This is a genomic window from Ferriphaselus sp. R-1 (assembly GCF_000746095.1).
Taxonomy (GTDB): domain Bacteria; phylum Pseudomonadota; class Gammaproteobacteria; order Burkholderiales; family Gallionellaceae; genus Ferriphaselus.
Window position 1 is genome coordinate 114491 of the sequence record NZ_KN050807.1, and the last position, 25991, is coordinate 140481.

25 protein-coding genes are annotated in these 25991 nt (G+C 61.5%); 22 read left to right on the forward strand and 3 right to left on the reverse strand.

The features are described 5' to 3' along the window. The first annotated feature begins 6 nt into the window (after positions 1–6). The 17 genes from DM08_RS11475 to DM08_RS11550 all read left to right on the forward strand — a co-directional run bounded on the left by DM08_RS11475 (position 7) and on the right by DM08_RS11550 (position 16318). Positions 7–1344: an AMP-binding protein gene (locus DM08_RS11475; RefSeq protein ID WP_035384783.1), complete on the forward strand. Its 1338-nt coding sequence runs from the start codon at positions 7–9 to the stop codon at positions 1342–1344. Beyond that, positions 1337–1639 (forward strand): ApeI family dehydratase, encoded by a 303-nt coding sequence (locus tag DM08_RS11480; protein ID WP_035384784.1) that lies wholly within the window; start codon positions 1337–1339, stop codon positions 1637–1639. Before DM08_RS11475 ends, DM08_RS11480 begins: the two co-directional genes overlap by 8 nt. Beyond that, positions 1620–2546 carry an LpxL/LpxP family acyltransferase gene (locus DM08_RS11485; RefSeq protein WP_237560281.1) on the forward strand — a complete coding sequence of 309 codons (927 nt, stop codon included), beginning with the start codon at positions 1620–1622 and terminating at the stop codon, positions 2544–2546. Before DM08_RS11480 ends, DM08_RS11485 begins: the two co-directional genes overlap by 20 nt. Positions 2547–2548: 2 nt before the next feature. Further along, positions 2549–3118, forward strand: coding sequence for a LolA-related protein (locus DM08_RS11490; protein WP_051938194.1), 570 nt, complete (start codon positions 2549–2551; stop codon positions 3116–3118). Continuing rightward, positions 3115–5433 carry an MMPL family transporter gene (locus DM08_RS11495; protein ID WP_035384786.1) on the forward strand — a complete coding sequence of 773 codons (2319 nt, stop codon included), beginning with the start codon at positions 3115–3117 and terminating at the stop codon, positions 5431–5433. The genes DM08_RS11490 and DM08_RS11495 overlap by 4 nt, the downstream gene beginning before the upstream one ends. After that, positions 5430–6725: a cation:proton antiporter gene (locus tag DM08_RS11500; protein WP_035384787.1), complete on the forward strand. Its 1296-nt coding sequence runs from the start codon at positions 5430–5432 to the stop codon at positions 6723–6725. The genes DM08_RS11495 and DM08_RS11500 overlap by 4 nt, the downstream gene beginning before the upstream one ends. 71 nt (positions 6726–6796) lie before the next feature. Further along, a complete protein-coding gene (locus DM08_RS11505) occupies positions 6797–8110 on the forward strand; it encodes an NAD(P)/FAD-dependent oxidoreductase (RefSeq protein ID WP_035384788.1) in 1314 nt (437 codons plus the stop codon). Next, complete coding sequence (locus DM08_RS11510; RefSeq protein WP_051938196.1) at positions 8110–9117, forward strand: chorismate transformation FkbO/Hyg5 family protein; 1008 nt, start codon at positions 8110–8112, stop codon at positions 9115–9117. Before DM08_RS11505 ends, DM08_RS11510 begins: the two co-directional genes overlap by 1 nt. After that, positions 9110–9952: a MipA/OmpV family protein gene (locus DM08_RS11515; protein ID WP_035384789.1), complete on the forward strand. Its 843-nt coding sequence runs from the start codon at positions 9110–9112 to the stop codon at positions 9950–9952. Before DM08_RS11510 ends, DM08_RS11515 begins: the two co-directional genes overlap by 8 nt. Before the next feature lie 110 nt (positions 9953–10062). Continuing rightward, entirely contained in the window at positions 10063–10770 is a 708-nt protein-coding gene (locus DM08_RS11520; protein WP_237560282.1) for a lysophospholipid acyltransferase family protein, read from the forward strand. Between the two features lie 5 nt (positions 10771–10775). Further along, positions 10776–11531, forward strand: coding sequence for a glycosyltransferase family 2 protein (locus DM08_RS11525; protein ID WP_035384791.1), 756 nt, complete (start codon positions 10776–10778; stop codon positions 11529–11531). Between the two features lie 30 nt (positions 11532–11561). Next, positions 11562–13139, forward strand: a complete 1578-nt coding sequence (locus tag DM08_RS11530) for a B12-binding domain-containing radical SAM protein (RefSeq protein ID WP_051938199.1) — start codon at positions 11562–11564, stop codon at positions 13137–13139. Between the two features lie 86 nt (positions 13140–13225). After that, entirely contained in the window at positions 13226–13471 is a 246-nt protein-coding gene (locus tag DM08_RS11535; protein ID WP_035384792.1) for an FmdB family zinc ribbon protein, read from the forward strand. Then, complete coding sequence (locus DM08_RS11540; protein ID WP_035384793.1) at positions 13471–14082, forward strand: DUF502 domain-containing protein; 612 nt, start codon at positions 13471–13473, stop codon at positions 14080–14082. Before DM08_RS11535 ends, DM08_RS11540 begins: the two co-directional genes overlap by 1 nt. Positions 14083–14104: 22 nt before the next feature. Beyond that, the gene (aspS, locus tag DM08_RS11545; protein WP_035384794.1) at positions 14105–15904 is read left to right on the forward strand and encodes an aspartate--tRNA ligase; all 1800 of its coding nucleotides are present in this window, start codon (positions 14105–14107) and stop codon (positions 15902–15904) included. A gap of 31 nt (positions 15905–15935) precedes the next feature. Beyond that, complete coding sequence (locus DM08_RS12950) at positions 15936–16070, forward strand: DUF4160 domain-containing protein (RefSeq protein WP_237560283.1); 135 nt, start codon at positions 15936–15938, stop codon at positions 16068–16070. Between the two features lie 8 nt (positions 16071–16078). After that, positions 16079–16318, forward strand: a complete 240-nt coding sequence (locus DM08_RS11550) for a DUF2442 domain-containing protein (RefSeq protein ID WP_035384795.1) — start codon at positions 16079–16081, stop codon at positions 16316–16318. An 11-nt stretch (positions 16319–16329) separates the two neighbouring features. On the opposite strand, the gene mnmH is transcribed toward DM08_RS11550, so the two are convergent. After that, positions 16330–17379: a tRNA 2-selenouridine(34) synthase MnmH gene (gene mnmH / locus DM08_RS11555; protein WP_035384796.1), complete on the reverse strand. Its 1050-nt coding sequence runs from the start codon at positions 17377–17379 to the stop codon at positions 16330–16332. 8 nt (positions 17380–17387) lie between these two features. Between mnmH and selD the strand changes: the two genes are divergently transcribed. Both selD and cysQ read left to right on the forward strand, forming a co-directional pair. After that, a complete protein-coding gene (gene selD / locus DM08_RS11560; protein ID WP_035384797.1) occupies positions 17388–18431 on the forward strand; it encodes a selenide, water dikinase SelD in 1044 nt (347 codons plus the stop codon). Between the two features lie 42 nt (positions 18432–18473). Next, positions 18474–19265 (forward strand): 3'(2'),5'-bisphosphate nucleotidase CysQ, encoded by a 792-nt coding sequence (cysQ, locus tag DM08_RS11565; protein WP_035384798.1) that lies wholly within the window; start codon positions 18474–18476, stop codon positions 19263–19265. Positions 19266–19277: 12 nt separating this feature from the next. Here cysQ and cysN read toward each other — a convergent pair whose 3' ends face one another. Beyond that, positions 19278–21185 carry a sulfate adenylyltransferase subunit CysN gene (gene cysN / locus DM08_RS11570; RefSeq protein WP_051938200.1) on the reverse strand — a complete coding sequence of 636 codons (1908 nt, stop codon included), beginning with the start codon at positions 21183–21185 and terminating at the stop codon, positions 19278–19280. Next, a complete protein-coding gene (cysD, locus tag DM08_RS13335; RefSeq protein WP_343283012.1) occupies positions 21185–22093 on the reverse strand; it encodes a sulfate adenylyltransferase subunit CysD in 909 nt (302 codons plus the stop codon). The genes cysN and cysD overlap by 1 nt, the downstream gene beginning before the upstream one ends. A 1010-nt stretch (positions 22094–23103) precedes the next feature. Here cysD and DM08_RS11580 point away from each other — a divergent pair. The 3 genes from DM08_RS11580 to DM08_RS11590 all read left to right on the forward strand — a co-directional run. Then, entirely contained in the window at positions 23104–24240 is a 1137-nt protein-coding gene (locus DM08_RS11580; protein ID WP_035384799.1) for a sugar phosphate nucleotidyltransferase, read from the forward strand. 51 nt (positions 24241–24291) lie between these two features. Further along, positions 24292–25380, forward strand: a complete 1089-nt coding sequence (gene gmd, locus DM08_RS11585; protein WP_035384800.1) for a GDP-mannose 4,6-dehydratase — start codon at positions 24292–24294, stop codon at positions 25378–25380. A 9-nt stretch (positions 25381–25389) separates the two neighbouring features. Further along, the coding region (locus DM08_RS11590) for a GDP-L-fucose synthase family protein (protein WP_237560285.1) at positions 25390–25991 on the forward strand (602 nt) is incomplete at its 3' end.

Below are 25991 nucleotides of genomic sequence, written 5' to 3' on the forward strand. Positions count from 1 at the left end.
TCCGGTATGACAAAGATCCCTCTGGTCAGTCACGCCTCACCCGCAAGCGTATTCGCGTACCGAGGGGGCGAGTGTATCTCGGTCGCTCGGTTTCTCCAGGATGTGGCGGCTTTGGCCCAGGCTCTGCCGGACAGACGCTATATCCTGAACCTGTGTACTGACCGCTATCACTTCGCTGTCGGGTTTGCCGCAGCCCTGTTGCGCGGCCAGATCAGTCTGTTACCGCCCAATTACACCCCGAGTCTGGTCGAGCGCCTGAGACTTTGCTATCCCGGCATGTACTGTCTGGCCGAGGGGGCCGTGGATTTCCAGGGGGTAGAGGTCATCCCGTTTCCGCTGGTGCTGGAGCCGCAGGCTATCGGGGGGGATATCGGCTCTGTGCCGCAAGAACAATGTGCCGCACTGGTCTTCACCTCCGGCTCGACCGGCGATCCGGTAGCGCATCCCAAATCCTGGGGTGGCTTGTGTATGGGCGCACTGGCCGAGGCGGAGAGTCTGGGCTTGCGCCCGGATTCCGGGGTGGCGCTTGTGGGCACGGTCCCGGCGCAGCATATGTATGGGCTGGAGTCGTGCATGTTGCTGGCCATGCAGAACGGGCTGGCCATGGTGGCCGAAAGGCCGTTCTATCCGGCAGATATTCGCGAACGGCTGGAACAGTTGCCCGTGCCGCGCTGTCTGGTCACCACGCCTATCCATCTGCGCACCCTGTTGGCTGAGCCCGGCATCCTGCCCGAGCTTGAGTTCGTGCTGTGTGCCACTGCTCCGCTCGCGCTTGAGCTGGCCGAAATCGCCGAAGCGCGCTTTGCCGCGCCCCTGTACGAGATCTACGGTTGTACCGAAGCCGGCATGGTCGCCAGTCGGCGGACGACAGCGGGAGCAGAGTGGCAGCTGATGTCCGGTCTGGAGATGGCGCAGGTCGGGGAAACTTGCCAGGTATGGGGCGGCCATGTCGGGCTGGCGGCGACACTCAGCGATGTGATCCAGCAGAGCGACGCGCGTACATTCAGTCTGCACGGGCGCACGGCCGATCTGGTCAATATCGCCGGCAAGCGGACTTCGCTGGCCAGCCTGAACCACCAGCTCAACCAGATTCCCGGGGTGCTGGACGGCGTGTTCTTTGTGCACGACGACCGGGGCGATGGCGCAATGGCGCGTCCGCAGGCCTTTGTCGTAGCTCCCGGACTGGCTAGCGAAGACATACTCGGTGCCTTGCGCAAGACCATAGATGCGGTGTTCCTGCCCAGACCGCTGCATTTTGTCGAGGCCTTGCCCCGTAATTCGACGGGCAAGCTGACGCGCGATTCGCTCCTGCAACTGGTGCAACGGTACGCCAAGCATGAATAGGATGACGTTATCGGTCAGGGCCGACCATCCGACGGCAGCCGGACATTTTCCGGGGAACCCCATCCTGCCCGGGGCGCTGTTGCTGGCTGAGGTGGTGCACCTGATCGCGGCGGAGATCGGCATCGGTCATGCCGTGTACGAGGTCCGGGCGGCCAAGTTCCTGCGTCCGGTACGTCCCGGCGACCAGGTCAGCATCGAATATGCGCGCTCTGGCGCGACTGGGTTCGATTTCCATTGCAGCGTTGCGGGGACGCGAGTGCTGGCGGGGGCGTGCAGTGCAGCGGTCGACGCATAGCGAGAGTGCAGGTCAAGCCGCCCCGGCTTGGGTGGCCCGGCCTGAGCGCAGCAACCAATGGGCCTTGCGCTGTATTGTCTGGGTCGCGCTCACCTTGGGACGCTCTGCCGCGCGCGCCTTCCTGTACCCCATCAGCCTGTATTTCCTGCTGTTCGCGGGTGAGGCGCGGCGGGCCTCCAAGCACTATCTGCGCAGAGTTCTGGGGCGCGAGCCCGGCATCGCGGACGGCTTCCGGCATATCCACACGTTTGCTTCGACCATACTCGATCGCGTCTTCCTGCTGAACGGTCGCTTCGACATGTTCGAGGTGCACGCGCACCTGGATGAGACCGCGCGTACCTTGCTGGAACAACGCCGGGGATGCATCCTGCTCGGTGCGCACTTCGGCAGCTTCGAGATCACGCGCGCCTATGCCCATGAGGTGCAGGGGCCGCCGGCCAGTGTGGTGATGTACGAGGAGAATGCGCGCAAGCTGAACGCCGTCCTGAAAGCCATCAATCCGGCGCTGGCCCAGCAGGTGATCGGGCTGGGCAAGGTCGACTCCATGCTCAAGGTTGAGCAGGCGCTGCAGCGTGGAGAGTTCATCGGCATCCTCGCCGACCGTGGGCTGGAGCAGGGTGGTGCGAGCGAGACGTGCGATTTTCTGGGTGCCCCTGCACGTTTTCCGACCGGCCCCCTGCGCATGGCCTGCATGCTGAAGAGTCCGGTACTACTGATGGCGGGCATCTACCGGGGCGGCAATCGCTACGATCTGCATTTCGAGCTGCTGGTAGACATGAGCGAGTCGTCCGCAGGTGGTCGCGCCGAGATGATGCGCACGGCCCTGCACAAATATGTGGCTGCGGTCGAACAGCATTGCCGCAATGCACCCTATAACTGGTTCAACTTTTACGATTTCTGGAAGTGATGATGCGCACTTGGCTCTTGTTGCTGTGGTGTCTCCCCGGCTGGTGCAGCGCGGCGGCGGGATGGGACGTCAACCAGTTGATGAGCGGGTTGGCCCAGGTCAAGGAATCGCGGGGGAGGTTCGTCGAGAGCAAGACCCTGAGTGTGCTCAACCGCCCGCTGGAATCTTCCGGCACCTTGCTGTTCCAGGCTCCCGGCCATCTGGAGAAGCGCACCCGCCTGCCCAGGGAAGAGACGCTGGTGCTGGACCAGGGGGTGCTCACCATAGACAGCCCGGCGCGCAACGTCAAACGCACGCTGGTGTTGCAGGAGTATCCGGCAATATGGGCCATCGTCGAAAGCATACGCTCCACCCTGGCAGGTGACTTGCCCACATTGGAACGCTTCTACACGGTAGAGCTGAAAGGGGAGGCGGCCCGCTGGACGATGAGACTGTTGCCGCTGGAACGCAGGACGCGCGAAGTGATACGCGAGATACGCATCACCGGACGCGGGCATCATATCGACAGCATAGAGACCAGGGAATCCAACGGCGATCACGCGCTGATGAAGATCGTCGAGGTCGCACCTTGACCCTGCGCCGCTCCCTGACTGTGACGGTCTGGCTGGGATTCCTGGCCGCATGTGTGTTCGTCATCGGTCGTTCCACCTTCAACGCCGACATGTCCGCCTTCCTCCCCAAGTCGCCCACGCCGCAGCAAAAGGTCATGGTCGACCAGTTGCGCGACGGTGTCGTCTCCCGTTTGATCCTGGTCGGACTCGATGGTGCGTCCGTGCCGCAACTGGCGCGGATCAGCCAGGGCATGCGCGCCCGGCTGAGTGCCGATCCCGAGCTGGTGATGGTGAGCAATGGCGAGCGCGTCGGCTTCGAGCGCGACTTCGAGCTGCTGTGGCGCAACCGCTATCTGCTGAGCGATGCCGTGGCACCCGGGCGTTTCGGGGTGGACGGACTGCGTTCCAGTCTCTCGGCCTATCTGGACCTGCTGTCCACCCCCATGAGCGGCATGGCGCAACAGGTCTTGCCGCAAGACCCCAGCGGCGAGCTGATCCATCTGCTGGAAGGCATGGAAGGGCAGGGGCATCCCCTGAAGCAGGAGGAGGTATGGTTCTCCCGTGACGGGCAACGCGCCATGTTGCTGGTGCAGACCCGGGGCGCGGGTTCCGACATCGATGCCCAGGAGCGCGCCATGCACCACATCCAGAGCGCGTTCGATGCGGCCACGCAGCAGGAACGGGTGAGCACTGCGCGCGTGCAGATGACCGGCCCCGGCGTGTTCTCGGTGCAATCGCGCGCCTCCATCAGCGACGATGCCTGGCGCTTGTCGCTCATCGCCACCGTGCTGGTGGCAAGCATGTTGCTGTTCATCTACCGTTCGATGCGAGTGCTGCTGATGGGGCTGTTCCCGGTCACCAGCGGCGCGCTGGCGGGCGTGGCAGCAGTGAGTCTGGTCTTCGGTTCGGTGCACGGCATCACGCTGGGGTTCGGGGTGACCCTGATCGGCGAGGGCGTGGATTACGCCATCTATCTGTTCACCCAGATGGGCCGGAAAGATACGCCTCAGTCCACCTTGCAGCGTATCTGGCCGACCTTGCGCCTGGGTGTGCTGACTTCCATCTGCGGTTTCAGCGCGATGCTGTTCTCCAGCTTCACGGGGCTGGCACAGCTGGGGCTGTTCTCCATCTCGGGCCTGCTGGTGGCCGTGGCCACCACCCGCTGGGTGCTGCCTGGGTGGCTGCCCGCCGGGTTCTCGGTGCTGCCATCGGAACGCTTCAGTCGTACCTTGATGATGGCCGTCCGCTATGCGCCACGAGCACGTCCGTTGCTGCTCGTACTGGTGGCTGCTGCGGTGCTGTCACTGGTGCAGCGCGATGCACTGTGGAACGACAGTCTGGCGAGCATGAGCCCGGTGTCCAGGGAGCTGCAGGCGCTGGACCAGCAACTGCGCGACGATATGGGCGCGCCCGATGTGCGCTACCTGCTGGTGACTCATGGCGACACCCTGGAAGAGGTGTTGCAGCGCAGCGAGGATGCGGCGGCGCTGCTGCAGACCCAGGTGGGACTGGGCCGCCTGGCCGGTGTCGACACCCCGCCCTTGCCCAGTCGGCGCAGGCAGGCGGCGCGGCAGGCGGCCTTGCCGGAGCCGGATCAGGCCGCCGCCGACCTGCGTCTGGCCCTGCGTGACTTGCCGTACCGCAGCGAGACGTTCGCCCAATTCCCGCAGGAGATCGCGCAGGCAAAACGGCAGCCGCTGCTGGATGCCGCACAGTTGCAGGGCAGCAGCCTGGGCCTGAAGCTGGATTCCTTCCTGCGGCACGATGCCACAGGCTGGTCCTTGCTGCTGCCGCTGCATGGCGTGCAGGATGCGCCCGCCATCGAACAAGAGATGCAGCGCGCCTTTGCCGCGCAGTTCACCCTGCTCGACATGAAACGTGAGACCGAGCAGATGTTCCACGACTACCGCCGCGAGGCGACGCAGAACGCCCTGCTCGGAGTGCTGGCCATCGTCGCCCTGTTGTCGCTCAGCCTGCGCTCCGTACGCCGGGTGCTGGATGTCGCACTGCCCTTGCTGGCGGCGGTCATCGTGGTGTCTGCGCTCCTGTTGCTGGGTGGGAAGGGGCTGTCCATCTTCCATCTGGTCGGCTTGCTGCTGGTGGTGGCGGTCGGCTCCAACTACTCCCTGTTCTTCGAGAGCCGCTGCGGCTCCAGTCAGGAGCGGGAACGCACCATCACCTCGCTGGTGTTCGCCAATGCCTCGACGGTGCTGGGCTTCGGCTTGCTGTCGTTCTCGCAGGCCCCGGTATTGAGCGCCATAGGCACCACCGTAGCCGGCGGCGCGGTGTTGAGCCTGATCTTTTCCGCTGTGTTGATCTCAAGGAATGAGGAATGAGTACTTCGACGTTGCTGCAATCGACCACACACCAGAACGAGGCCCTGCTGTTCTTCACCTTGTTGCAACTGGTCATCATCGTCATCATGGGGCGCGTCGGGGGCGAGCTGGCGGTGCGGGTCGCCCAGTCGCGGGCGGTGGGCGAGATCATCATCGGGATCTTGCTCGGGCCCTCACTGTTCGGCTGGCTGGCTCCCGATCTGTTCCAGTTCGTGTTCAAGTCGAGTTCGCCGCAACCCATGTTCATCCTGAGCCAGATCGGCCTGGTGTTGCTGATGTTCCAGATCGGCCTGGAGTTCGACTTCTCGCACCTGACGGCGAAGAACAACCGCCATTCGGTATGGAGCATCGCCGCTGTGGGGATCGCGCTGCCGTTCGCACTGGGCTTCATGTTCGGCTTTTACACGGCGCCGCTACTTTCGCCGCAGGCCGGGCGACTTGCCTCGGGGCTGTTCGTGGCGACCGCGTTCTCGATCACGGCTTTGCCCATTTTGGGGCGCATCATGATTGAATTCGGGATGACGCGGACCAAGCTCGGGGTGATCGCGATCAGCGTCGCCGCCATCACGGACGTGGTCGGCTGGCTGCTGCTGGCCGTCGTGACGGCGGTTTCCCTGTCCGACTTCTCGGTCGCCGGTTTCGCGCAGACCCTGGGCTTGCTGGCACTGTATGTGGTGCTGAGCTGGTGGGTGGTGCGCCCGTTGCTGCATAGTGCGATCAAGCGCTCCGTGGTGACCGAACACCGCTTCTCCGACAACCTGATGGGCTTGCTCATCGCGACCATCTTCATCTCGGCCATGCTGACTTACAAGATTGGCATCTTCGCGATCTTCGGCGGTTTCATGATGGGCGTGTTGCTGCATGACCAGCACGACGTGGTGCAAGCCTGGCGCAAGAAAGTAGGCGAGTTCGTGACGGTCTTCTTCCTGCCCATCTTCTTCACCTACACCGGCCTGCGCACCAATGTCGGCAGTCTGGACAGCTGGGCGCTGTGGGGCTGGTGCGGCCTGCTCATCACCTTGGCCACGGCGGGCAAGCTGGGCGGTTGCTATCTTGCCGCGCGCTGGTCCGGCCTGAATCACCATGAGTCGAAAGTGATGGGCATCATGATGAACACGCGCGCGCTGATGGAACTGATCATCATCAACGTCGGCTACGACCTGGGCGTGATCTCGCAGAACGTGTTTACCATGCTGGTGCTGATGGCGATATTCAGCACGGTGATCACGACTCCGGCGCTGCGCCGTTGGTTGCCCCAGGTCGGCATGTCCATTACAATCAAAAGGGGATAGTCGGGGCGGCAGGCCCTTCCCGGAGTCGCTTCCCTGCCTTTCCCGAGAGTCGTACGAATGAGAGGATTGTCATGACCGAGCCAGAGAGCTCATGCGAGGTGCTGGTTATCGGCGGGGGGCCTGCCGGTTCCACCATCGCAGCTTTGCTGGCGCAGCGCGGGCGTGATGTCCTGATGCTGGAAAAGTCCAGACATCCTCGCTTCCACATCGGTGAGTCGCTGTTGCCCATGAACATGCCTCTGTTCGAGCAGCTCGGGGTGGGCGAGGAGATGAAGCGCATCGGCATCGTGAAGCGTGGTGCCGAGTTCGTCTCGCCCAGTCACGGCACGGCGGTGATGATCGACTTCAACGATGCCTGGGACAACACCCATGCCACAGCGTATCAGGTGCGCCGCGACGAGTTCGACGAGGTCCTGTTCCGCAATGCCGCCGCGAAAGGCGCGCGGGTGGTCGAAGAGTGCAAGGTCACGGGGATCGAGTTCCTCGCCGATGCGGGCGCGCGGGTGACCACGGTCGACAAGGCCGGACAGTCGCAACGGATACAGGCCAGATTCGTGGTCGATGCCTCGGGCCGGGACACCTTTCTGTCGCGCCATTTTGGCATGAAGCATCGCAACAAGAAGCACAACAGCGCCGCCATCTTCGGGCACTTCGCCGGTGCCCGTCGTCTGGAGGGCGAGGTAGAAGGGAATATCAGCATTTTCTGGTTCGAGCATGGCTGGTTCTGGTTCATCCCGCTGGCGGACGGCAATACCAGCATAGGCGCGACCTGCTGGCCGTATTACATGAAGACGCGCCAGACCGATACCCGGCAGTTCCTGCTCGACACCATCGCCCTGTGTCCGGAGCTGGTCGAGCGCCTGAAGGACGCCACCCTAGTGTCCAAGGTCACGGCCACAGGTAACTTTTCCTACCTGTCCGAGCGTTCCTCCGGTACCAACTACATCCTGCTGGGGGATGCGTTCGCGTTCATCGATCCGGTGTTTTCCTCGGGCGTGTTCCTGGCGATGAACAGTGCCTTCGCCGGTGCGGATGCGGTCGAAGCGTGCCTGAACCAGCCGCGACAGGCGGCCCGCGTGCTGAAGCAGTTTGACAAAGTCATGACACACGGCCCCAAGGTGTTCTCCTGGTTCATCTACCGTATCACGACCCCCGCTATGCGTGATCTGCTGATGTATCAGGGGGCGGAGAGCAAGATCAAGAAGGCCCTGATCTCGGTGCTGATCGGGGACGTGTTCAGCAAGAAAGGTTATGCGTTCTGGTTACTCATGTTCAAGGTGATGTACTACTGGCTGAGTCTGTCCGATCCGAAAGGCAGTCTGATGGCCTGGCGCAGGCGCAGGCGTTCGATACGTGCGGTGGATGAAATGGATGTGGTCGTCTGATGAGTGAGATGGGATTCGGACAGGACTATTTGTCCCCGGTCGGGATAGAGGCTTACCTGCGCAGGAATCAGGGGCATGTGCTGGGCGTGATCGGTTTCGGTCGCCCGGTCGATTTGCCACCCACATCATGCACCCCGCTCTGGGTGGACATCCCCGTGCTGGGGGGAGCCGACACCAGCCTGGAAGTCTGGGTTAGCGATGCGGCGGTGAGTCCGTGCGATCACGACGGTATTCATGGCAGCAGCGACGGTACGGTGCTGTTCGGCAGTGTGACCTTGGCGCAGCATGCCGGCGAGACCATGCAGAGCCTAGCCAATCAGGCCTACTCGCGCATCTTCAGCTTTCTGGATCACCATGGCTTTTCGCACCTGTTGCGAGTCTGGCATTACTTTCCTCAGATCAATGATGACGAGCATGGTCTGGAGCGCTATCGCGGCTTCAATGTGGGCAGGCACGAGGCATTTGTGGCGCATGGACGCAGCATCAGCGAGGAAAGTGTGCCGGCGGCGAGCGCTCTGGGCAGCAATAGCGGCTCGTTGACCATCTACTTCATGGCGGCCAGGCAGCCCGGCAAGGCGGTGGAGAATCCGCGCCAGATCAGCGCCTACCACTACCCGCAACTGTTCGGTCCGCGCAGCCCGATCTTCGTGAGGGCGCTGTCGGCGACCCTGGCTGGGCAGCATTGTTTCTTCATCTCCGGCACGGCCAGCATCGTCGGTTACGAGACCGTGCATCACGGAGATGCCGAGAAGCAGGCGGCGGAAACCCTGTTGAACATCCGCACCCTGTTGCAGCAAACCCCGCATTACCAGCCCGCGCAGGGCCGCATGCTGCTCAAGGTCTACCTGCGCCACGAGGAGTATTGGGAGATGGTGGCGACCAAGGTCAGGGCCGAGTTCGGCGATCAGGTCAAAGTGGTGTATCTGCATTCCAATATTTGTCGCTCGGATCTGTTGCTGGAGATCGAGGGCGCGTATTTCAACGAGGTCGAGGTGTCCGATGAGTAGCATCAAACGCATCATTTTGGCGGGACTGGCGCTGATCGCCGCACCGCTGGTCCAGGCTCAGCCCGAGATGAAGCCCCAATGGGAGGTCGGAGCCGGTTTCGCCGCGATCGACTTTCCCATCTATCGCGGTGCGTCCGAGCATCGCTCGTATCTGTTGCCGGTGCCGTACTTCATCTATCGGGGCGATGTCGTTCAGATCAACCGTGAGCGCATCCGTGGGCTCATTTTCCGCAAAGACCGGGTGGAGATGGATGTCAGCGTGAATGGCTCGGTGCCTGCCAACAGCAACGATTCCATCGCGCGCCGGGGGATGCCCAACCTCGATCCCACATTCGAGATCGGCCCTTCGCTCAACACCCATCTCTACTATTCCGAAGACAAGAAGACCACGTTCGACATCCGTATGCCGCTGCGCACGGTGGTGGCCAGCAACTTCAAGCGGTTCAAGCATGTCGGCTGGCTGTTCCAGCCGCAACTGAATTTCGACGTGCGTGATATCTCGGGCAATGGCTGGAATCTCGGTGTGGTCGGCGGCCTGATCTACTCCGACAAGAACTATCACTCGTACTTCTACGATGTCGCGCCGCAGTATGTGACGGCGAGCAGACCGGCTTATACCGCCAATGGCGGCTATTCCGGTACCCAGTTCATCCTTGCCCTGAACAAGCGCTATCCGGAGCACTGGGTGGGCGGCTTCATGAAATGGGACGACCTGAGCGGCGCGACCTTCGTGAACAGCCCGCTGGTGACCAGCAAGCAATATTTCACGGTCGGCTTTGCCGTCACCTGGATGCTGGATCACTCCGACACGATGGTGGAAGTGAACAACGATTAACCGGATTTCGTGATTTCTCGCGCCCCTAAGGGCGCTATCTCGTAGTCACTCTGGAAAGCTGGCAGACGATGTGGGTTTGGCGACAACTGAGATCTCTCTATGAATACATCGTGTTATATGGCGGTTTGCTGTTCTTCGCGCTGATCTGTCTGGCATGGAGCCTGCCCGCAGGCGTGTTTCGGCATCTGTTGCCACAGAAGCGGGGCGCTCGCATCGGGCAATACGTCATCATGCTGGTGTTCCGTCTCTACCTTGCCGTGGTGCGGGCCAGCGGTCTGGTCAAGCTTGACCTGCGTGCACTCGATGCCTTGCGCGGTGAGCCGCTCATCATCACCACCAACCACCCGGCACTCATCGACGTGGTGCTGATCGGCTCGCGCCTGCCGCGCATCGTGTGTGTGCTGAAAGCGGCCTTGCTGGACAATCCATTGCTCGGCGGCGGAGCCAGCATGGCGGGTTATATCCGCAACGATTCGACCGGCAACCTGATCCGCCGCTCCGCCGAAGCGACGCGCGGCGGCAGCCAGCTGCTGATCTTTCCCGAAGGTACGCGCACGGTGACCGAGCCGATCAACCCGTTCAAGGGCGGCTTCGGTCTGGTCGCGCTGAAGGCGGGCGTGCCGGTGCAGACCGTGTTCATCGAGACCAACAGCCCGTTTCTGGGCAAGCACTGGCCGTTGTTGAAAAAACCGGAGTTCCCGCTGGTGTACCGGGTGACTCTGGGCAAGCGTTTCGAGGTCAAGGGCGATGTCAAAACCTTCGTGGCCGACCTTGAGGACTATTACCGCAGCGAGTTGCTGGCGCGCAAACATAAGTGACACGCATGACTATGGTATCTACCACGCATCTGGTCCTCATCCCCAGTTACAACACCGGCGCGGCACTCCGGCCCACGGTCAGCGCGGCCCGCGCGCAGTGGGCTCCGGTGTGGGTGGTCGTCGATGGCAGTGACGATGGCAGCGAGCAGGAGATACTGCGCATGGCGCAGGAGGATGCGCAGCTCCGGGTCATCGTGCTGGAGCGCAACCAGGGCAAGGGCGCTGCGGTCCTGGCCGGGGTGCAGGAAGCGATCCGGCTGGGCTACACGCACGTGCTGACCATGGATTCGGACGGCCAGCATCCAGCGGAGAAGATCCCCGAGTTCATGGCGGCCTCCATGCTGGATGCCAACGCGCTGGTGTTGGGCGTGCCGGTGTTCGATGCCAGCGCCCCGGCCTTGCGGGTGCGCGGGCGCAAGGTCTCCAACTGGTGGGCGAATCTGGAGACTTTGTGGCAGGGCATCGGCGACTCACTGTACGGCTTCCGTGTCTATCCCGCGCACCTGCTGCGCGACGTGATGGTGGGGAGCCGCTGGATGCGTCACTTCGACTTCGACCCGGAAGCGGCGGTGCGCCTGTGTTGGCACGGCGCGCGTCCGGTCAATATCCAGGCCCCGGTCAAATACCTGCGCCCGGACGAGGGCGGCGTATCGCATTTCAACTACCTGCGCGACAACGTGCTGCTCACCGGGATGCACTTGCGCCTGTTCGCCGGGTTCATCCTGCGCCTGCCGCTGCTGGTCTGGCGCAAGTGCTTCTAACCTGATCATTCGTTTCGGCGACAGATCGACATGCGCATCACTTTCGTCCACCCCGCCGGTTTCAACTTTGTACCCGGCCAGCCAGACTTCTCGGTACTGGCCAACCGCATGCCGCCCATCGGCATCCTGTCGCTGGCGGCCTGGCTGGACAAGCATGGCCATACCACTTTTGTGCATGACTGCCTCGGTCCGTACGCCCCGCCGACGATAGAGGAGAACGCTGAGATCATTCTCGCGACCGACCCCGAGATGGTCGGCTTTTCTACCACCACTTCCGGCTTCATGGATGCGGTGGACATGGCGCAATACATCAAGCGCCAGCGTCCTGACATCAAGATCCTGTTCGGCAACGTGCATGTGTCGTCCATAGGCGCGCCGCTGCTGGAACATTTCCCCGAGATCGACTACCTGTGCATAGGCGAAGGCGAGGGAGCGTTGCTGGATTACGCCAACGGCGTGCCGGTGGCGCAGATCTCCAACCTGGTCTACCGCGACGGCGACAAGGTCGTGTCCAACCCGCGCCGCAGCCGCATCCTGAACCTGGATGAGCTGCCGTTCCCTGCCTACGAGAAGCTGGAAGGCTTCCCCGAGGCTTACCACCTGCCGCTGTTCTCTTATGTGCAGAAACACGGCGCGACCATGATCACCTCGCGCGGCTGTCCCTACACCTGTTCGTTCTGCGACCGCACCGTGTTCGAGCGCCTGTACAAGGTCAACTCCGCGCAGTACATCTACGACCACATGAAGCACCTGCGCGACAGGTTCGGCGTGTATCACATCAATTTCTACGACGACCTGTTCACCGCGCAGAAGAAGCGCGTGTTCGACCTGTGCGAGCTGCTGATCAAGAATCCGCTGGGCATGCAGTTCAACTGCGCCATCCGCACCGGCCACACCTCGGACGAGATGCTGCAAAAGCTCAAGCAGGCGGGCGCGTTGATGGTGTCCATGGGCATCGAGTCCGCCGATCCGGCGATGATGGAGCGGCACAAGGCGGGCGTGACGCTGGAGGCGGTGAAGAAGACCGTGGAGCAGATCCATGCGGCGGGGCTGCGCGCCAAGGGGCTGTTCATCTTCGGCATGCCGGGCGAGACACCGGAGACCGTCAAGGTCACCAGCGACTTTATTCTGTCGCTCGATCTGGACGAGATGAATATGACCAAGTTCAGCCCGCTGTACGGCGCGCCGATCTGGGATGAGTGCGTGAGCGGAGAGGAGGGCGATTTCATCGAAGACTGGCGGCTGATGAACTGCCTCAACTTCGTGTTCCTGCCCAAGGGTTTCAAGTCGCGCGAGGAGATGGATGCGCTATACAACTGGCACATCCTGCGCTTCTATAACAGCAAGCGGTACCATCGCCGCTTCGCCAAGCGCCTGTGGCAGCATCGCTGGAGTCTGTGGCATCTGGTCAAGCACCTGCCGCGCGTGATTCAGGCGAACCGCTATTTCCAGTCCAACCAGCAGGAGCTGGAGGCGATCAGGCAGAATTTCCCCAAACACCCGCGCCAGCCAGTCAACCTGGTGCCGCTGCTGGGCGAGGAACTGTACGCCGACAAGGTGTCGACGGTCAAAGTGATCTTGCCCGGAAATCGTGCCCGAGTGGGTTGAGGGGGCGAGAGTTGTGGCACGAGTCGCTTGATCGGCAATGCCCTAATGTATAATGCCCGCCTTTCGAGACGGCTACAGGAGCAGGTATGCCAATTTATGAATATCGTTGTAGCAGTTGCGGCGCGCAGCGCGACGTGATGCAAAAGATGAGCGATGCGCCTCTTACCACATGCCCGGCATGTGGTCAGGAGGCGTTCGGCAAGCAGCTTTCCGCTGCCGGTCTGCAGTTCAAGGGCAGCGGTTATCATGCCGCCAGCGCCAGTGCGCCCCAGGCTGCGTGCGCGCCTTGTGCCTCGGCGGGCTCTTGTCCGATGGCAGGTGGTAACGCCTAGTGAAAAAATATCTGATCACCGGCTTGCTGGTGTGGGTGCCTCTGGGCATCACGCTGTGGGTGTTGAACTTCACCATCTCCACGCTCGACCAGAGTTTGCTGGTGATACCGGCTGCGCTGCAGCCGGATGTGTTGCTGGGCGTGCATATCCCCGGCCTGGGCGTGATCCTCACATTCGTGGTGGTGCTGTCCACCGGCGTGTTGGCGCGCAACGTGTTTGGCCAGCGTCTGCTGCATTGGGGCGACACCGCACTGGCGCGTATCCCCTTCGTGAGCAGCATCTACAAGGGGGTGAAGCAGGTCAGCGACACTTTGCTGTCGAGCAACGGCACCTCGTTCCGCAAGGTGTTACTGGTGCGCTATCCCCATCCGCAAGCCTGGTCGCTGGCGTTCCAGACCAATGTGCCGGGCGAGGTCTCGCGCCAACTGGCTGACGAGCACGTGGCCGTGTTCATCCCGACCACGCCCAGCCCGGTCAACGGATTCTATTTCTTCGTGCCCAAGGCCGAGACCATCGAGCTGGACATGAGCGTCGATGCGGCGCTGAAGGCCATTGTTTCCATGGGCGTGGTCGCCGCTGCGGAAGCCGCCGCCCCTAACCAAATTTCCTGAGATCATTCACTTGAACAGCACTATGCGTACTCATTATTGCGGACAACTCAACACCGCCCATCTGGGCAAGATCGTTACTCTGTGCGGCTGGGCGCATCGCCGCCGCGACCACGGCGGGGTGATCTTCATCGACATCCGCGACCGCGAAGGTCTGGCGCAGGTGGTGTGCGATCCGGATCGCCCGGAGATGTTTGCCGCCGCCGAATCGGTGCGCAACGAGTTTGTGCTGCGCGTCACCGGCAAGGTGCGCCGTCGCCCGGAAGGGACGGAGAATCCCAATCTGCCCAGCGGCGAAGTGGAACTGATCTGCCAGGAGCTGGAGATCCTCAATGCCGCTGTCACGCCGCCGTTCCAGCTGGACGACGAAAACCTGTCCGAGAACGTGCGCCTGACCCATCGCGTGATCGACCTGCGCCGCCCGCAGATGCAGAAGAACATGCGTCTGCGCTACCAGACTGCGCGCGCTTTCCGCCGCTTCCTCGACGACAAGGGCTTCATCGACATCGAAACGCCGATGCTCACCAAGTCCACGCCCGAGGGCGCTCGTGACTATCTGGTGCCGTCGCGCGTACATTCCGGCGAGTTCTTCGCTCTGCCGCAATCGCCGCAGCTGTTCAAGCAGATGCTGATGGTGGCCGGTTTCGACCGCTACTACCAGATCACCAAGTGCTTCCGCGACGAAGACCTGCGCGCCGACCGCCAGCCCGAGTTCACCCAGGTGGATATCGAAACCTCTTTCCTATCGGAAGAGGAGATCATGGGGCTGACCGAAGAGATGATCCGCACCGTGTTCAAGGAAGTGCTGGAGGTCAAACTGCCCAACCCCTTCCCGCGCATCACTTACGCCGAAGCCATGAGCCGCTTCGGTTCCGACAAGCCGGACATGCGCGTGACGCTGGAGATCACCGAAGTCACCGATGCGGTGCAGGACGTGGCGTTCAAGGTGTTCAGCGGCGTCGCGGCTTCCGGCGGTCGAGTGGCGGCGTTGCGCGTGCCCGGCGGGGCGACCTTCACCCGTGGCGAGATCGATGACTACACCAAGTTCGTCGGCATCTACGGCGCGAAAGGTCTGGCCTACATCAAGGTCAACGACGTGACCCAGTTGAACGAGACCGGCCTGCAATCGCCCATCGTCAAGAACCTGCACGAACAGGCGCTCAAGACCATCGTCGAGCGCACCGGCGCACAAAGCGGCGACATCATCTTCTTCGGCGCAGACAAGTCCAAGGTGGTCAACGACGCGCTGGGCGCACTGCGCAGCAAGATTGGCCACGAAAAGGGCTACACCAACGGCAAGGCTTGGGAGCCGATCTGGGTGGTCGATTTCCCCATGTTCGAATACGACGACGAAGCCAAGCGCTGGAGCGCCTGCCACCATCCCTTCACCAGCCCCAAGGACGAGCACATCGAATTCCTGGAAACCGATCCCGGCAAGTGCTTGGCCAAGGCCTACGACCTGGCGCTGAACGGTTGGGAGATCGGCGGCGGCTCGGTGCGTATCCACAAGGAAGAAGTGCAGAGCAAGGTGTTCCGCGCACTCAACATTGATGCCGAAGAAGCCCAACTCAAGTTCGGCTTCCTGCTCGACGCCCTGCAATACGGCGCGCCTCCCCACGGCGGCTTGGCCTTCGGTCTGGATCGCATCGTCACCATGATGACCGGTGCAGAATCCATCCGCGACGTGATCGCCTTCCCCAAGACGCAGCGTGCACAGTGTCTGCTGACACAAGCGCCGTCGGCGGTGGACGAAAAGCAGTTGCGCGAACTGCACATCCGCCTGCGCCAGCAAGTGCAGACCACGGTGGAAGTGGCGAAGGAGTAAGCTGCGGCTTAATTCGTTAGATGGCTCGATATTGGGTGCCACTATCCCTGTAGCGAAAGCCAAGCTGGTGGCGGCATGGATAGAAATACACCGAGAGTCACTGCTGGCGGATTGGGAGTTGGCCGTCAATGGCGAGGCCCCGTTCCCGATCGAGCCGCTGCGATAGGAGTGAGGGTGGAAACGGTAACGCAGGTGATCCCACGCAATGACTTTCATCTTGAGCTTGAGTTCAGCACAGGGGAGGCGCGCGTCTTCGATGCCCGCCCTTACCTCGATAAAGGAGCGTTCAGGCAGCTACATGACTTGGCTCGCTTCAAGCAAGCCTACGTTGCCTTTGATACGGTGTGTTGGCCAGGGAATCTGGATATCGCACCGGAAACACTTTATGACAGGTCAGTGCCACGCACCGAGTGAGGTGCGCCTCTTTAAGTCTCAGCCCTGACAAGGACTGCCTGAGTTTGCAGGCTGGCTGGAGTCAGCGAGTCCAGCGTGAGCTGGCGGGCGTGTTCGAGACGGGCATAGTTGCTCTGGGTGGAGCGCTGGTAAGCGGGGTCGTAGTGGCGGGTCAGCAGTTCTTCGACCAGCGTCGCCCAGTGACCTGTTTCGGCCAGCGTCTGCCAGTGCTGGATGGTCTGTTTGCCGTGCAATTCGGTGAGGTGGACGAGGTTCTCCAGCAGCGCTGTCGGGTCGCCCAGAAAGTGGGCGTAATCTTCGAGCAGCAGCTCGATGCGCGCCCGGATCGGCACGTTCAACGACAGGCATTCCGCACTGCGCATGGCGCTGACCAACTGCTCCGGCAGATGCAGCGTGCCTATCTTGCGGCTTTCGGCCTCGACGAAGACGGGGCTGTCGGCGTGATGGTGGCGTAGTGCATCCCAGATCCGACTCTCGAACATCTTCTGCGCAGGCTGTGGTGTTTCGGGCAGGCTGCCCAGCAGTGAGCCGCGATGTTGCGCCAGCACTTCCAGATCCAGCACCTGCGCGCCTGCGGCAGCCAAAGCCTGCAACAACCGGCTCTTGCCGGAGCCGGTCGGGCCGCACACCACGCGGAAGTCGAACTGTGCGGGCAATGTCGCCAGATCAGCCACCACTTGCCGCCGGTAGGTCTTGTAGCCGCCCTGCAACTGTCCCGTGCGCCAGCCGATTTGCGCCAGAATGTGCGCCATCGCGCCACTGCGCTGCCCGCCGCGCCAGCAGTACACCAGTGGATGCCAGTGTTTGGGCTTGTCGCTGAACAGGGTTTCCAGGTGGCGGGCGATGTTGCGAGAGATCAGCGCCGCACCCTGACGCTGCGCCTCGAACGGCGAGACTTGCTTGTACAGTGTGCCGATGCGGGCGCGTTCCTCGTTGTCCAGCACGGGCGCGCTGATCGCACCCGGAATGTGGTCCTCGGCGAACTCGGCGGGCGAGCGCACGTCGATGATGTCGTCGTATTCAGCAAGCTGTGCTAGGGTTGCGGCTTCGATTTTTCTCATGTGCTCAAATGGCTGAAACGATACGCTTGACCGAATACTCTCACGGCGGCGGCTGCGGCTGCAAGATTGCGCCCGCCGTGCTTTCGCAGATGCTGGCGACCTTGCCTGCGCTGCCTGCCTATCCGAATCTGCTGGTCGGCACCGAGAGCAGCGACGATGCCGCCGTGTACAAGCTCAACGACGAGCAGGCGGTGGTCGTCACCACCGATTTCTTCATGCCCATCGTGGATGACGCGCGCGACTTCGGTCGCATCGCCGCCACCAATGCCCTGTCCGACATCTATGCCATGGGCGCGACCCCCATCCTTGCGCTGGCCGTGGTTGGCATGCCGATCAACAAACTGCCGCTGGAAACCATCCGCGACATCCTCGCGGGCGGCGCTGAAGTGTGTGCGGCAGCCGGCATCCCCATCGCGGGCGGCCATTCCATCGACGCGCCCGAGCCTATCTACGGCTTGGTCGGCGTGGGCGTGGGCCACCCCGACCAGATCAAGCGCAACGACCGCGCCCAGGCTGGCGATGTGCTCATCCTCGGCAAGCCGTTGGGCGTGGGTATCTTGAGCGCCGCGCTGAAGAAAGGTGAGCTTTCCGGCGAGGGCTATCGCCAGATGGTGGATACGGCGACCCAGCTCAACACCGTCGGCGCGAAGCTGGGCAAGCTGCTGGAAGTCCACGCCATGACCGATGTCACCGGCTTCGCCCTGCTGGGCCATTTGCTGGAGATCTGCCGTGGCTCGGGTTTGGCTGCGACCGTCGCCTTCGCCGACCTGCCCATCCTGTCCGTGGCTCGCCAACTGGCCGAGCAGGGCTACGCCACCGGCGCGGCTGAACGCAACTGGGCCAGCTACGGCGCAGAGGTCGTGCTGGCCGAGGGCTTCCCCGACTGGCAGCGCAAACTCCTGTGCGACCCGCAGACCAGCGGCGGTCTGCTGGTCGCCTGTGCACCGCAAGCTGCCGAACAAGTGCTGGCCACCTTCCGTGCCGCAGACTTCACCGCAGCATGTATCATCGGCCACCTCTCATCAGGCGATGCCCGCGTCACCGTGGTGTAGCCTGGCTGCCCAGCCTATCCATATTTTTCACAAGGACTGAGCATGAAAGAGCTCCTCGACCAAGTTGTTGTTATCGCGTATCAAGCCGGACGCGCCATCATGGAGGTCTATGCCGACCCGGCCAGCGAGGTGACCATCAAAGGGGGTAAGTCCCCTCTGACGCAGGCGGACCTTGCGGCGGATCGGGTCATCGGTGCGGGCTTGCAGGCACTGCAACTGGGCTGGCCGATCCTGTCCGAGGAGTCGGCCCAGATTCCGTTCGAGGAGCGCCAGGCATGGGGGCGGTTCTGGCTGGTCGATCCGCTCGACGGGACCAAAGAGTTCATCAAACGCAACGGCGAGTTCACCGTCAACATCGCGCTGATCGAGGGTTCGCGTCCCATTCTGGGCGTGGTGTACGCGCCGGTGCTGGATGTCTGTTACTTCGCGGCGCAAGGTGTCGGGGCGTTCGTTCAGCGTGGCAACGCGGATGCTCAGCCGATCCAGGCCAGGGTGTTGGAAGCGGGGGAGGTGGTCAGCGTGGTGGCCAGCCGCTCGCACGCGGATGAGCGTACCATCGCACTGCTGCACAAGATCGGTGAGCACCAGTGCATCAGCATGGGCAGCTCACTCAAGTTGTGCCTAGTGGCTGAAGGTGTAGCGCACTTCTACCCACGGCTGGGGCCGACCATGGAATGGGATACCGCTGCAGCGCACGCGATCGTCAATCAGGCGCAAGGCGTGGTTCAGGACAGCGCAGGTCGGGAGCTGGTCTACAACAAGCCCGATTTGCAAAATGCAGCGTTTTTCGTGCGCGCACGAGCATCAAGTCGACTGGCCTATCCTATCCTTTAGCAAACAGGACACTTAAAGAGGTGTGAGTTTAGACTTTAGTATGTCGACTGCTAGGCTGTTATCAGCATTAGTGGTGTTTATGCAGATATCTGCTGAAATCGGAATCTCATAGGTACTGTTGATACCGGTCATGTTCGGGATCTGCCCGGCGCGCGCCTTCTGGTACAGCCCCTTGGGATCACGGCTCTCGCACACGTCCAGCGGGGTATCCACGAACACTTCCACGAACTGGCCTTCCTCGAACAGCGAGCGGGCGAAGTCGCGTTCGCTGCGGAACGGCGAGATGAAGGCGGTGATGACCACCAGCCCGGCATCCACCATAAGCTTGGCCACCTCAGCGACGCGGCGGATGTTCTCGACCCGGTCTGCATCGGTGAAACCCAGGTCCTTGTTCAGGCCGTGCCGCACGTTGTCGCCGTCCAGAATGTAGGTGCGATAGCCCTCGCTGTGCAGCGCCTGTTCAAAGGCATTGGCCAGGGTGGACTTGCCTGAGCCGGACAAGCCGGTGAACCAGAACACCTTGCCTTTATGGCCGTTGAGCCGTTCGCGGTCACTGCGGGCGATGACGTGCGAGTGGCGATGGATGTTCTGGGCGCGGCGCATCGAGTGGCGGATGACACCGGCACCGACTGTGGCGTGGGTGAAGCGATCCACCATAATGAACGAACCCAGCGCCGCGCTGTTGGCGAAGGTGTCGAAGGCCAGCGGCTTGCTGGTCGACAACTTGCACACGCAGATGTCGTTCAGATCGAGCTGTTTGTGCGGCTCGTGTGCCAGGGTGTTCACATTCACCTTGTAGTCGATGCTGGTGATGGATGCGGGTGTCCATTGCGTGCCCAGACGCAGGTCGTAGGTGCGGCCACTCAGGCCGGTCTCGTCGCTCATCCATACCACGGCGGCTTCGAACTGGTCTGTGGTCTGCAACGGATTGGTGGCATGACTGAACACATCGCCGCGCGAGGCATCGATCTCGCGGTTCAGCGTCAGGGTGACGGCCTGACCGGCGCGGGCGATCTCCAGATCGCCATCGAAGGTGACGATGCGTTCCACTTCGGCGGTCTGTCCGGTGGCGGTGACGCGCACGGTGTCGCCGACCTTGACCGAGCCTTCGGTGAGCGTGCCGGTGAAGCCACGGAAATCCAGATTGGGGCGGTTCACCCACTGGATCGGGAACACCAGGTCGTGAGTTGCGGGCTTGCTGACATCGACGGTCTCCAGATAGCCCATCAGCGTTGCGCCGCTGTACCAAGGCGACTGTGCCGAGCGAGTCAGCATGTTGTCGCCCTTGAGCGCCGACAGCGGGATCGGCGTGATGCTGTCGAAGCCCAGCTTTTGCGCGAAATCGCGGAACGTGGCTTCGATGTCCAGATAGGTCTTCTGGTCGAAGCCGACCAAGTCCATCTTGTTGATGGCCAGCACCACGTGGCGGATGCCCATCAGCGACACTAGGTAGGCGTGGCGGCGGGTCTGCACCTGCACGCCATAGCGCGCGTCGATCAGCAGGATGGCAACATCGGCGGTGGAGGCGCCGGTGACCATGTTGCGGGTGTATTGCTCGTGGCCGGGGGTGTCAGCGACGATGAACTTGCGCTTGTCGGTGGCGAAGAAGCGGTAGGCCACGTCGATGGTGATGCCTTGCTCGCGTTCGGCGGCGAGGCCGTCCACCAGCAGGGCGAAGTCGATGTCTTCGCCCTGTGTGCCGTGCTTCCTGGAATCGTTCTTAAGCGAGGCGACCTGATCGTCATAGATCATCTGTGCCTCCCACAGCATCCGGCCGATCAGCGTGCTCTTGCCATCGTCCACGCTGCCGCAGGTGATGAAGCGCAGCAGGCCGAGTTGCTCCTGATTGTAGAGATAGGCTTCGACCTTGTCGCGGGCGTCGTTGGCGCGCAGGGCGGCGCTGGTACTTTGCTTGCGCATCAGAAATATCCTTCCTGCTTTTTCTTTTCCATGGAGGCGGCCTGATCGTTGTCGATAGCGCGGCCCTGGCGTTCGGAGACATGCGAGTTCATCAGTTCGAGGATGATCTCGGGCAAGGTCTCGGATTCGGATTCGATGGCTCCGGACAGCGGATAGCAGCCCAGCGTGCGGAAGCGGATCTTGCGCCGCTCGATCTTCTCGCCCGGCAGCAAGCGCATGCGTGCATCATCTATCATCAGCAGCATGCCGTTGCGCTCCACCACGGGGCGCTCCTTGGCGAAATATAGCGGCACCAGCGGGATGTTCTCGCGGTAGATGTACTGCCAGATGTCCAGCTCGGTCCAGTTGGAGATGGGGAAGGCACGGATGCTCTCGCCACGTCGCTTCTTGCTGTTGTACAAATTCCACAGTTCGGGGCGCTGGCACTTCGGTTCCCAGCGGTGCTGGGCGGTGCGGAAGGAGAAGATGCGTTCCTTGGCGCGGGATTTTTCTTCGTCGCGGCGTGCGCCGCCGAAGGCGACATCGAACTTCCATTTGTCCAGCGCTTGTTTCAGGCCTTCGGTCTTGGTGACATCGGTGTGCAGCGCTGAACCGTGGTCGAAGGGGTTGATGTCTTTCTCGATGGCTTCCGGGTTGACGTGGACCAGCAGGTCCATGCCGCTCTCCTGAGCCATGTAGTCGCGGAACTGGTACATCTCCTGAAACTTCCAGCGCGTATCCACATGCAGCAGCGGGAAGGGCGGCGGGGCAGGATAGAAAGCTTTGCGCGCGAGATGCAGCATCACCGCGCTGTCCTTGCCGATGGAATACAACATCACCGGATTCTCGGCTTCGGCAGCCACTTCGCGCATGATGTAGATGCTCTCGGCTTCCAGCTTGTCCAGATGGCTCATCGTCTCGCTATCCACCGCGCGGCGCGGGCGGGCGTTGCGGATCTGCGGGGAGATGTCGAGCACTGGCTGGTAGCCGAGTAGGCCGAAAGCGCTGCCGGACGGGGGAGTCATGGCTCGCAGATGGCGCGTCACTGTGCCATGCGGGAAGATGACCAAGTCCTTGTCGATGTGGGCGCGCAGCTTGGTCAGTGCGTCGATCAGCGGGGTGTCGTTGTCTGTTTCACCCAACGGGCGTTCCAGCGGAACCCAGTAGCGTGCACCGCGCGCGTCGTTGGCATGCAGGCAGTCGATGCCGCCGGGGAGCTTCGACAGTTGTGCGAACAGCACCAGTTTGCGTCGCGCCCGCGCCTCTTCGATCTCCCATTCCAACACCATGGGTGTGGGCGGGCGATCCGACTCGTCGCGCAAGGCTGCGGCGCTTAACTCGGTCGGCAAGATGCCCAACTCATGCAGCCGGCGTTCGGCGGTGCGTTTGGTGTCTGTTTGGCCTATCTCCAACAAGTGCGCAATGGCAAGCTCAGTGCTCCAAGCTTGGGGATTGAAAAGATTGTGGTTGAAGGTCATGAAAAAGAATGCTTCAAAAGTTGCCCTGCCTAGGATTATCTGATTATTTGTTATTTATTACACTTGTTTGTGAGTTGTTATGGCATAACTTCGGTACGTCGAATTTTTGATGTCGAAAATCCTGAGTCCTCAAGTAAGGTGAGTGACCCACCCTGTTGTTTGATAGATTGAAATCAATCCAATTTCGTTGATTAAAGGTGGTTGCAGGCAAGGCAGATTCAATTCGGTACCTATAGCGACAGTAAGTAGGGTAATCCTTATCGCACTTTCCCTCTTTTTACCTATATCCTGAAGTCTATAGGGGAGGGGAGTTCGGTGCGATACAATGCACGCCATTTTTCCTCAAAGTTTTGCAATAGTGCATAGCATTATGGTCCCATCTGTCGTTGTGCGACGTAGTTCCATGGATATCTATTGCTGGATGATGTGGTGGCGAGCACGAGGTATTAGGGGGAATTACGATGAAGCATGTCAAGGCGATGATCCTGGCTGCGGGGCAGGGCACACGTGTCCGTCCGCTGACTCAGGATTTGCCCAAACCCATGATTCCGATACTAGGCAAGCCGGTGATGGAGTACATCATCGAATATCTGGCTGCCTACGGTATCCGCGAGATCATGGTCAATGTGTCTTACAAGCACTGGATGATCGAGAATTACTTCGGTAATGGCTCGCGCTGGGGTGTTCAGATCGGCTACTCCTACGAAGGCATCTACGAATACGGCGAGATCACGCCCAAGTCACTCGGTTCGGCGGGCGGCATGAAAAAGATCCAGGATTTCGGTGGCTTCTTCGATACCACCACGCTGGTCATCTGCGGTGATGCGCTCATCGACCTCGACATCGGGGCCGCTGTCAGCGAGCATCGCGCCAAGGGGGCTATTGCCAGCGTCGTCACTCTGGAAGTGCCTAACCATCAGGTGAGCAGCTATGGTGTGGTCGAGTCCGACAAGGAAGGGCGCATAGTCTCCTTCCAGGAGAAGCCCAAGCCCGAGGAGGCGCGTTCCAACTTCGCCAGCACCGGCATCTACCTGTTCGAGCCTGAAGTGCTCGACCTCATCCCGCCGCGCCAGACCTTCGATATCGGCAGTGAGCTTTTCCCCATGCTGGCCGAACACGGTCTGCCGTTCTACGCCCAGAGGCGCTTCTTCAATTGGATCGACATCGGCCATGTCGCCGACTACTGGACCGTTTCGCAGCGCGTGATGAGCGGCGAGGTCGCCCACATGCACATGCCCGGCACCGAAGTGAAGCCCGGAGTCTGGGTCGGCATCAACACACGCATCGACTGGGATTCGGTCAAAGTCACCGGGCCGGTCTACATTGGCTCCGGCGTATGTGTCGAAAACGGCGCTGAGATCATCGGCCCATCCTGGCTGTCGCAAGGCTCGCACCTGTGCAAGGATGCCAAGATCGACCGCTCCATCCTGCTCGACTACACCCGTATCGGCGTCGGACAAACCGTCACTGAAGCCATCATCGGGCCCAAGTATTGCTTCGAGCATGGCTCGGGTAATACCTATTACCTTGGGGATGAACATACCCAACTGAAATGGGGCGATGCGCGAGGGCGTGAGCTTAACGCCTGTCAGGGCTAGGCCGATCAAACACGAATTGAACGTAACTTGCTTGAGTCATAAGGAACAGAAATGAGTAAAGTCGCACTAATCACCGGCGTGACCGGCCAGGACGGCGCCTACTTGGCGGAATTGTTGTTGGAGAAGGGCTACATCGTGCACGGCATCAAGCGCCGCTCGTCGCTGTTCAACACCGACCGCATCGACCACCTGTACCAGGACCCGCACGAAAAGAACCGCCGCTTTGTCCTGCACCACGGCGACCTGACCGACTCCACCAGCCTGATCCGCATCATCCAGCAAGTCCAGCCGGACGAGATCTACAACCTCGCCGCCCAGAGCCACGTCGCCGTCTCGTTCGAAGAACCCGAATACACCGCCAACTCCGATGCCCTGGGCGCCTTGCGCATCCTCGAAGCCATCCGCATCCTCGGGTTGGAAAAGAAGACCCGCTTCTACCAGGCCTCCACCTCCGAGTTGTATGGGCTGGTGCAAGAGATCCCGCAGAAAGAGACCACCCCGTTCTACCCGCGCAGCCCGTATGCCGTGGCCAAGCTCTACGCCTACTGGATCACCGTCAACTACCGCGAATCCTACGGCATCTACGCCTGCAACGGCATCCTGTTCAACCACGAATCCCCCCTGCGCGGCGAAACCTTCGTCACCCGCAAAGTCACCCGCGCCCTTGCCCGCATCAAGCTCGGCCTGCAAGACTGCCTGTTCATGGGCAACCTCGATTCCAAGCGCGACTGGGGCCACGCCCGCGACTACGTCGAAATGCAATGGCTGATGCTGCAACAAGAGCAACCGGAAGACTTCGTCATCGCCACCGGCGTGCAATACAGCGTGCGTGAATTCATCGACGCCGCCGCCGAAGAACTCGGCATCAAGATCCGCTGGGAAGGCACCGGCGTAGACGAAAAAGGCATCAACCTCGCCACCGGCAAGACCATCGTCGCCGTTGACCCCCGCTACTTCCGCCCTGCTGAAGTCGAAACCCTGCTGGGCGATGCCACCAAAGCCAAAGAAAAGCTCGGCTGGGTCCCCGGCACCACCTTCAAGGAGCTGGTCACCGAAATGGTACGCGAAGACCTCAAGGCCGCCGAACGCGACGAACTGGTCAAGAAGCACGGCTACCAGGCCATGGACTATCACGAGTAATTCGTCACGATGCAACCGGACAGCAAGATCTACATCGCCGGCCACCGAGGTCTGGTCGGCTCAGCCCTAGTGCGGCGCTTGCAAGCGCGGGGCTACACCAACCTGGTCATACGTACCCACGCTGAACTGGAGCTGCGTGACCAGGCCGCCGTCGCCCGCTTCTTCGCTGAAGAACAGCCCGACTACGTCCTGCTGGCCGCCGCCCGCGTCGGCGGCATCTACGCCAACAACACCTACCCGGCGGAGTTCATCCACGACAACCTCGTCATCCAAAGCAACATCATCCACAGCGCCTGGCAGAACAACGTGCAGCGCCTGCTGTTCCTGGGCTCCTCCTGCATCTATCCCAAGGCAGCTCCCCAGCCGATGAAGGAAGACTGCCTGCTCACCGGCCCACTGGAACCGACCAACCGTCCGTACGCCCTGGCCAAGATCGCCGGTATCGAGATGTGCCACAGCTACAACCGGCAATACGGCACAAAATTCATGGCCGCCATGCCCACCAACCTGTACGGCCCCAACGACAACTACGACCTCAACAACTCCCACGTCCTGCCTGCGTTGATCCGCAAGATGCACGAAGCCAAGCAGAGCGGAGCCAAAGAAGTCGT

Bases quoted from the DNA above. Each gene is read 5' to 3' on its own strand.
- DM08_RS11475 (WP_035384783.1), top strand. From the start codon at position 7: ATGACAAAGATCCCTCTGGTCAGTCACGCCTCACCCGCAAGCGTATTC.
- DM08_RS11480 (WP_035384784.1), top strand. From the start codon at position 1,337: ATGAATAGGATGACGTTATCGGTCAGGGCCGACCATCCGACGGCAGCC.
- DM08_RS11490 (WP_051938194.1), top strand. From the start codon at position 2,549: ATGCGCACTTGGCTCTTGTTGCTGTGGTGTCTCCCCGGCTGGTGCAGC.
- DM08_RS11500 (WP_035384787.1), top strand. From the start codon at position 5,430: ATGAGTACTTCGACGTTGCTGCAATCGACCACACACCAGAACGAGGCC.
- DM08_RS11505 (WP_035384788.1), top strand. From the start codon at position 6,797: ATGACCGAGCCAGAGAGCTCATGCGAGGTGCTGGTTATCGGCGGGGGG.
- DM08_RS11510 (WP_051938196.1), top strand. From the start codon at position 8,110: ATGAGTGAGATGGGATTCGGACAGGACTATTTGTCCCCGGTCGGGATA.
- DM08_RS11515 (WP_035384789.1), top strand. From the start codon at position 9,110: ATGAGTAGCATCAAACGCATCATTTTGGCGGGACTGGCGCTGATCGCC.
- DM08_RS11525 (WP_035384791.1), top strand. From the start codon at position 10,776: ATGACTATGGTATCTACCACGCATCTGGTCCTCATCCCCAGTTACAAC.
- DM08_RS11530 (WP_051938199.1), top strand. From the start codon at position 11,562: ATGCGCATCACTTTCGTCCACCCCGCCGGTTTCAACTTTGTACCCGGC.
- DM08_RS11535 (WP_035384792.1), top strand. From the start codon at position 13,226: ATGCCAATTTATGAATATCGTTGTAGCAGTTGCGGCGCGCAGCGCGAC.
- aspS (WP_035384794.1), top strand. From the start codon at position 14,105: ATGCGTACTCATTATTGCGGACAACTCAACACCGCCCATCTGGGCAAG.
- mnmH (WP_035384796.1), bottom strand. From the start codon at position 17,379: ATGAGAAAAATCGAAGCCGCAACCCTAGCACAGCTTGCTGAATACGAC.
- selD (WP_035384797.1), top strand. From the start codon at position 17,388: ATGGCTGAAACGATACGCTTGACCGAATACTCTCACGGCGGCGGCTGC.
- cysQ (WP_035384798.1), top strand. From the start codon at position 18,474: ATGAAAGAGCTCCTCGACCAAGTTGTTGTTATCGCGTATCAAGCCGGA.
- cysN (WP_051938200.1), bottom strand. From the start codon at position 21,185: ATGCGCAAGCAAAGTACCAGCGCCGCCCTGCGCGCCAACGACGCCCGC.
- DM08_RS11580 (WP_035384799.1), top strand. From the start codon at position 23,104: ATGAAGCATGTCAAGGCGATGATCCTGGCTGCGGGGCAGGGCACACGT.
- gmd (WP_035384800.1), top strand. From the start codon at position 24,292: ATGAGTAAAGTCGCACTAATCACCGGCGTGACCGGCCAGGACGGCGCC.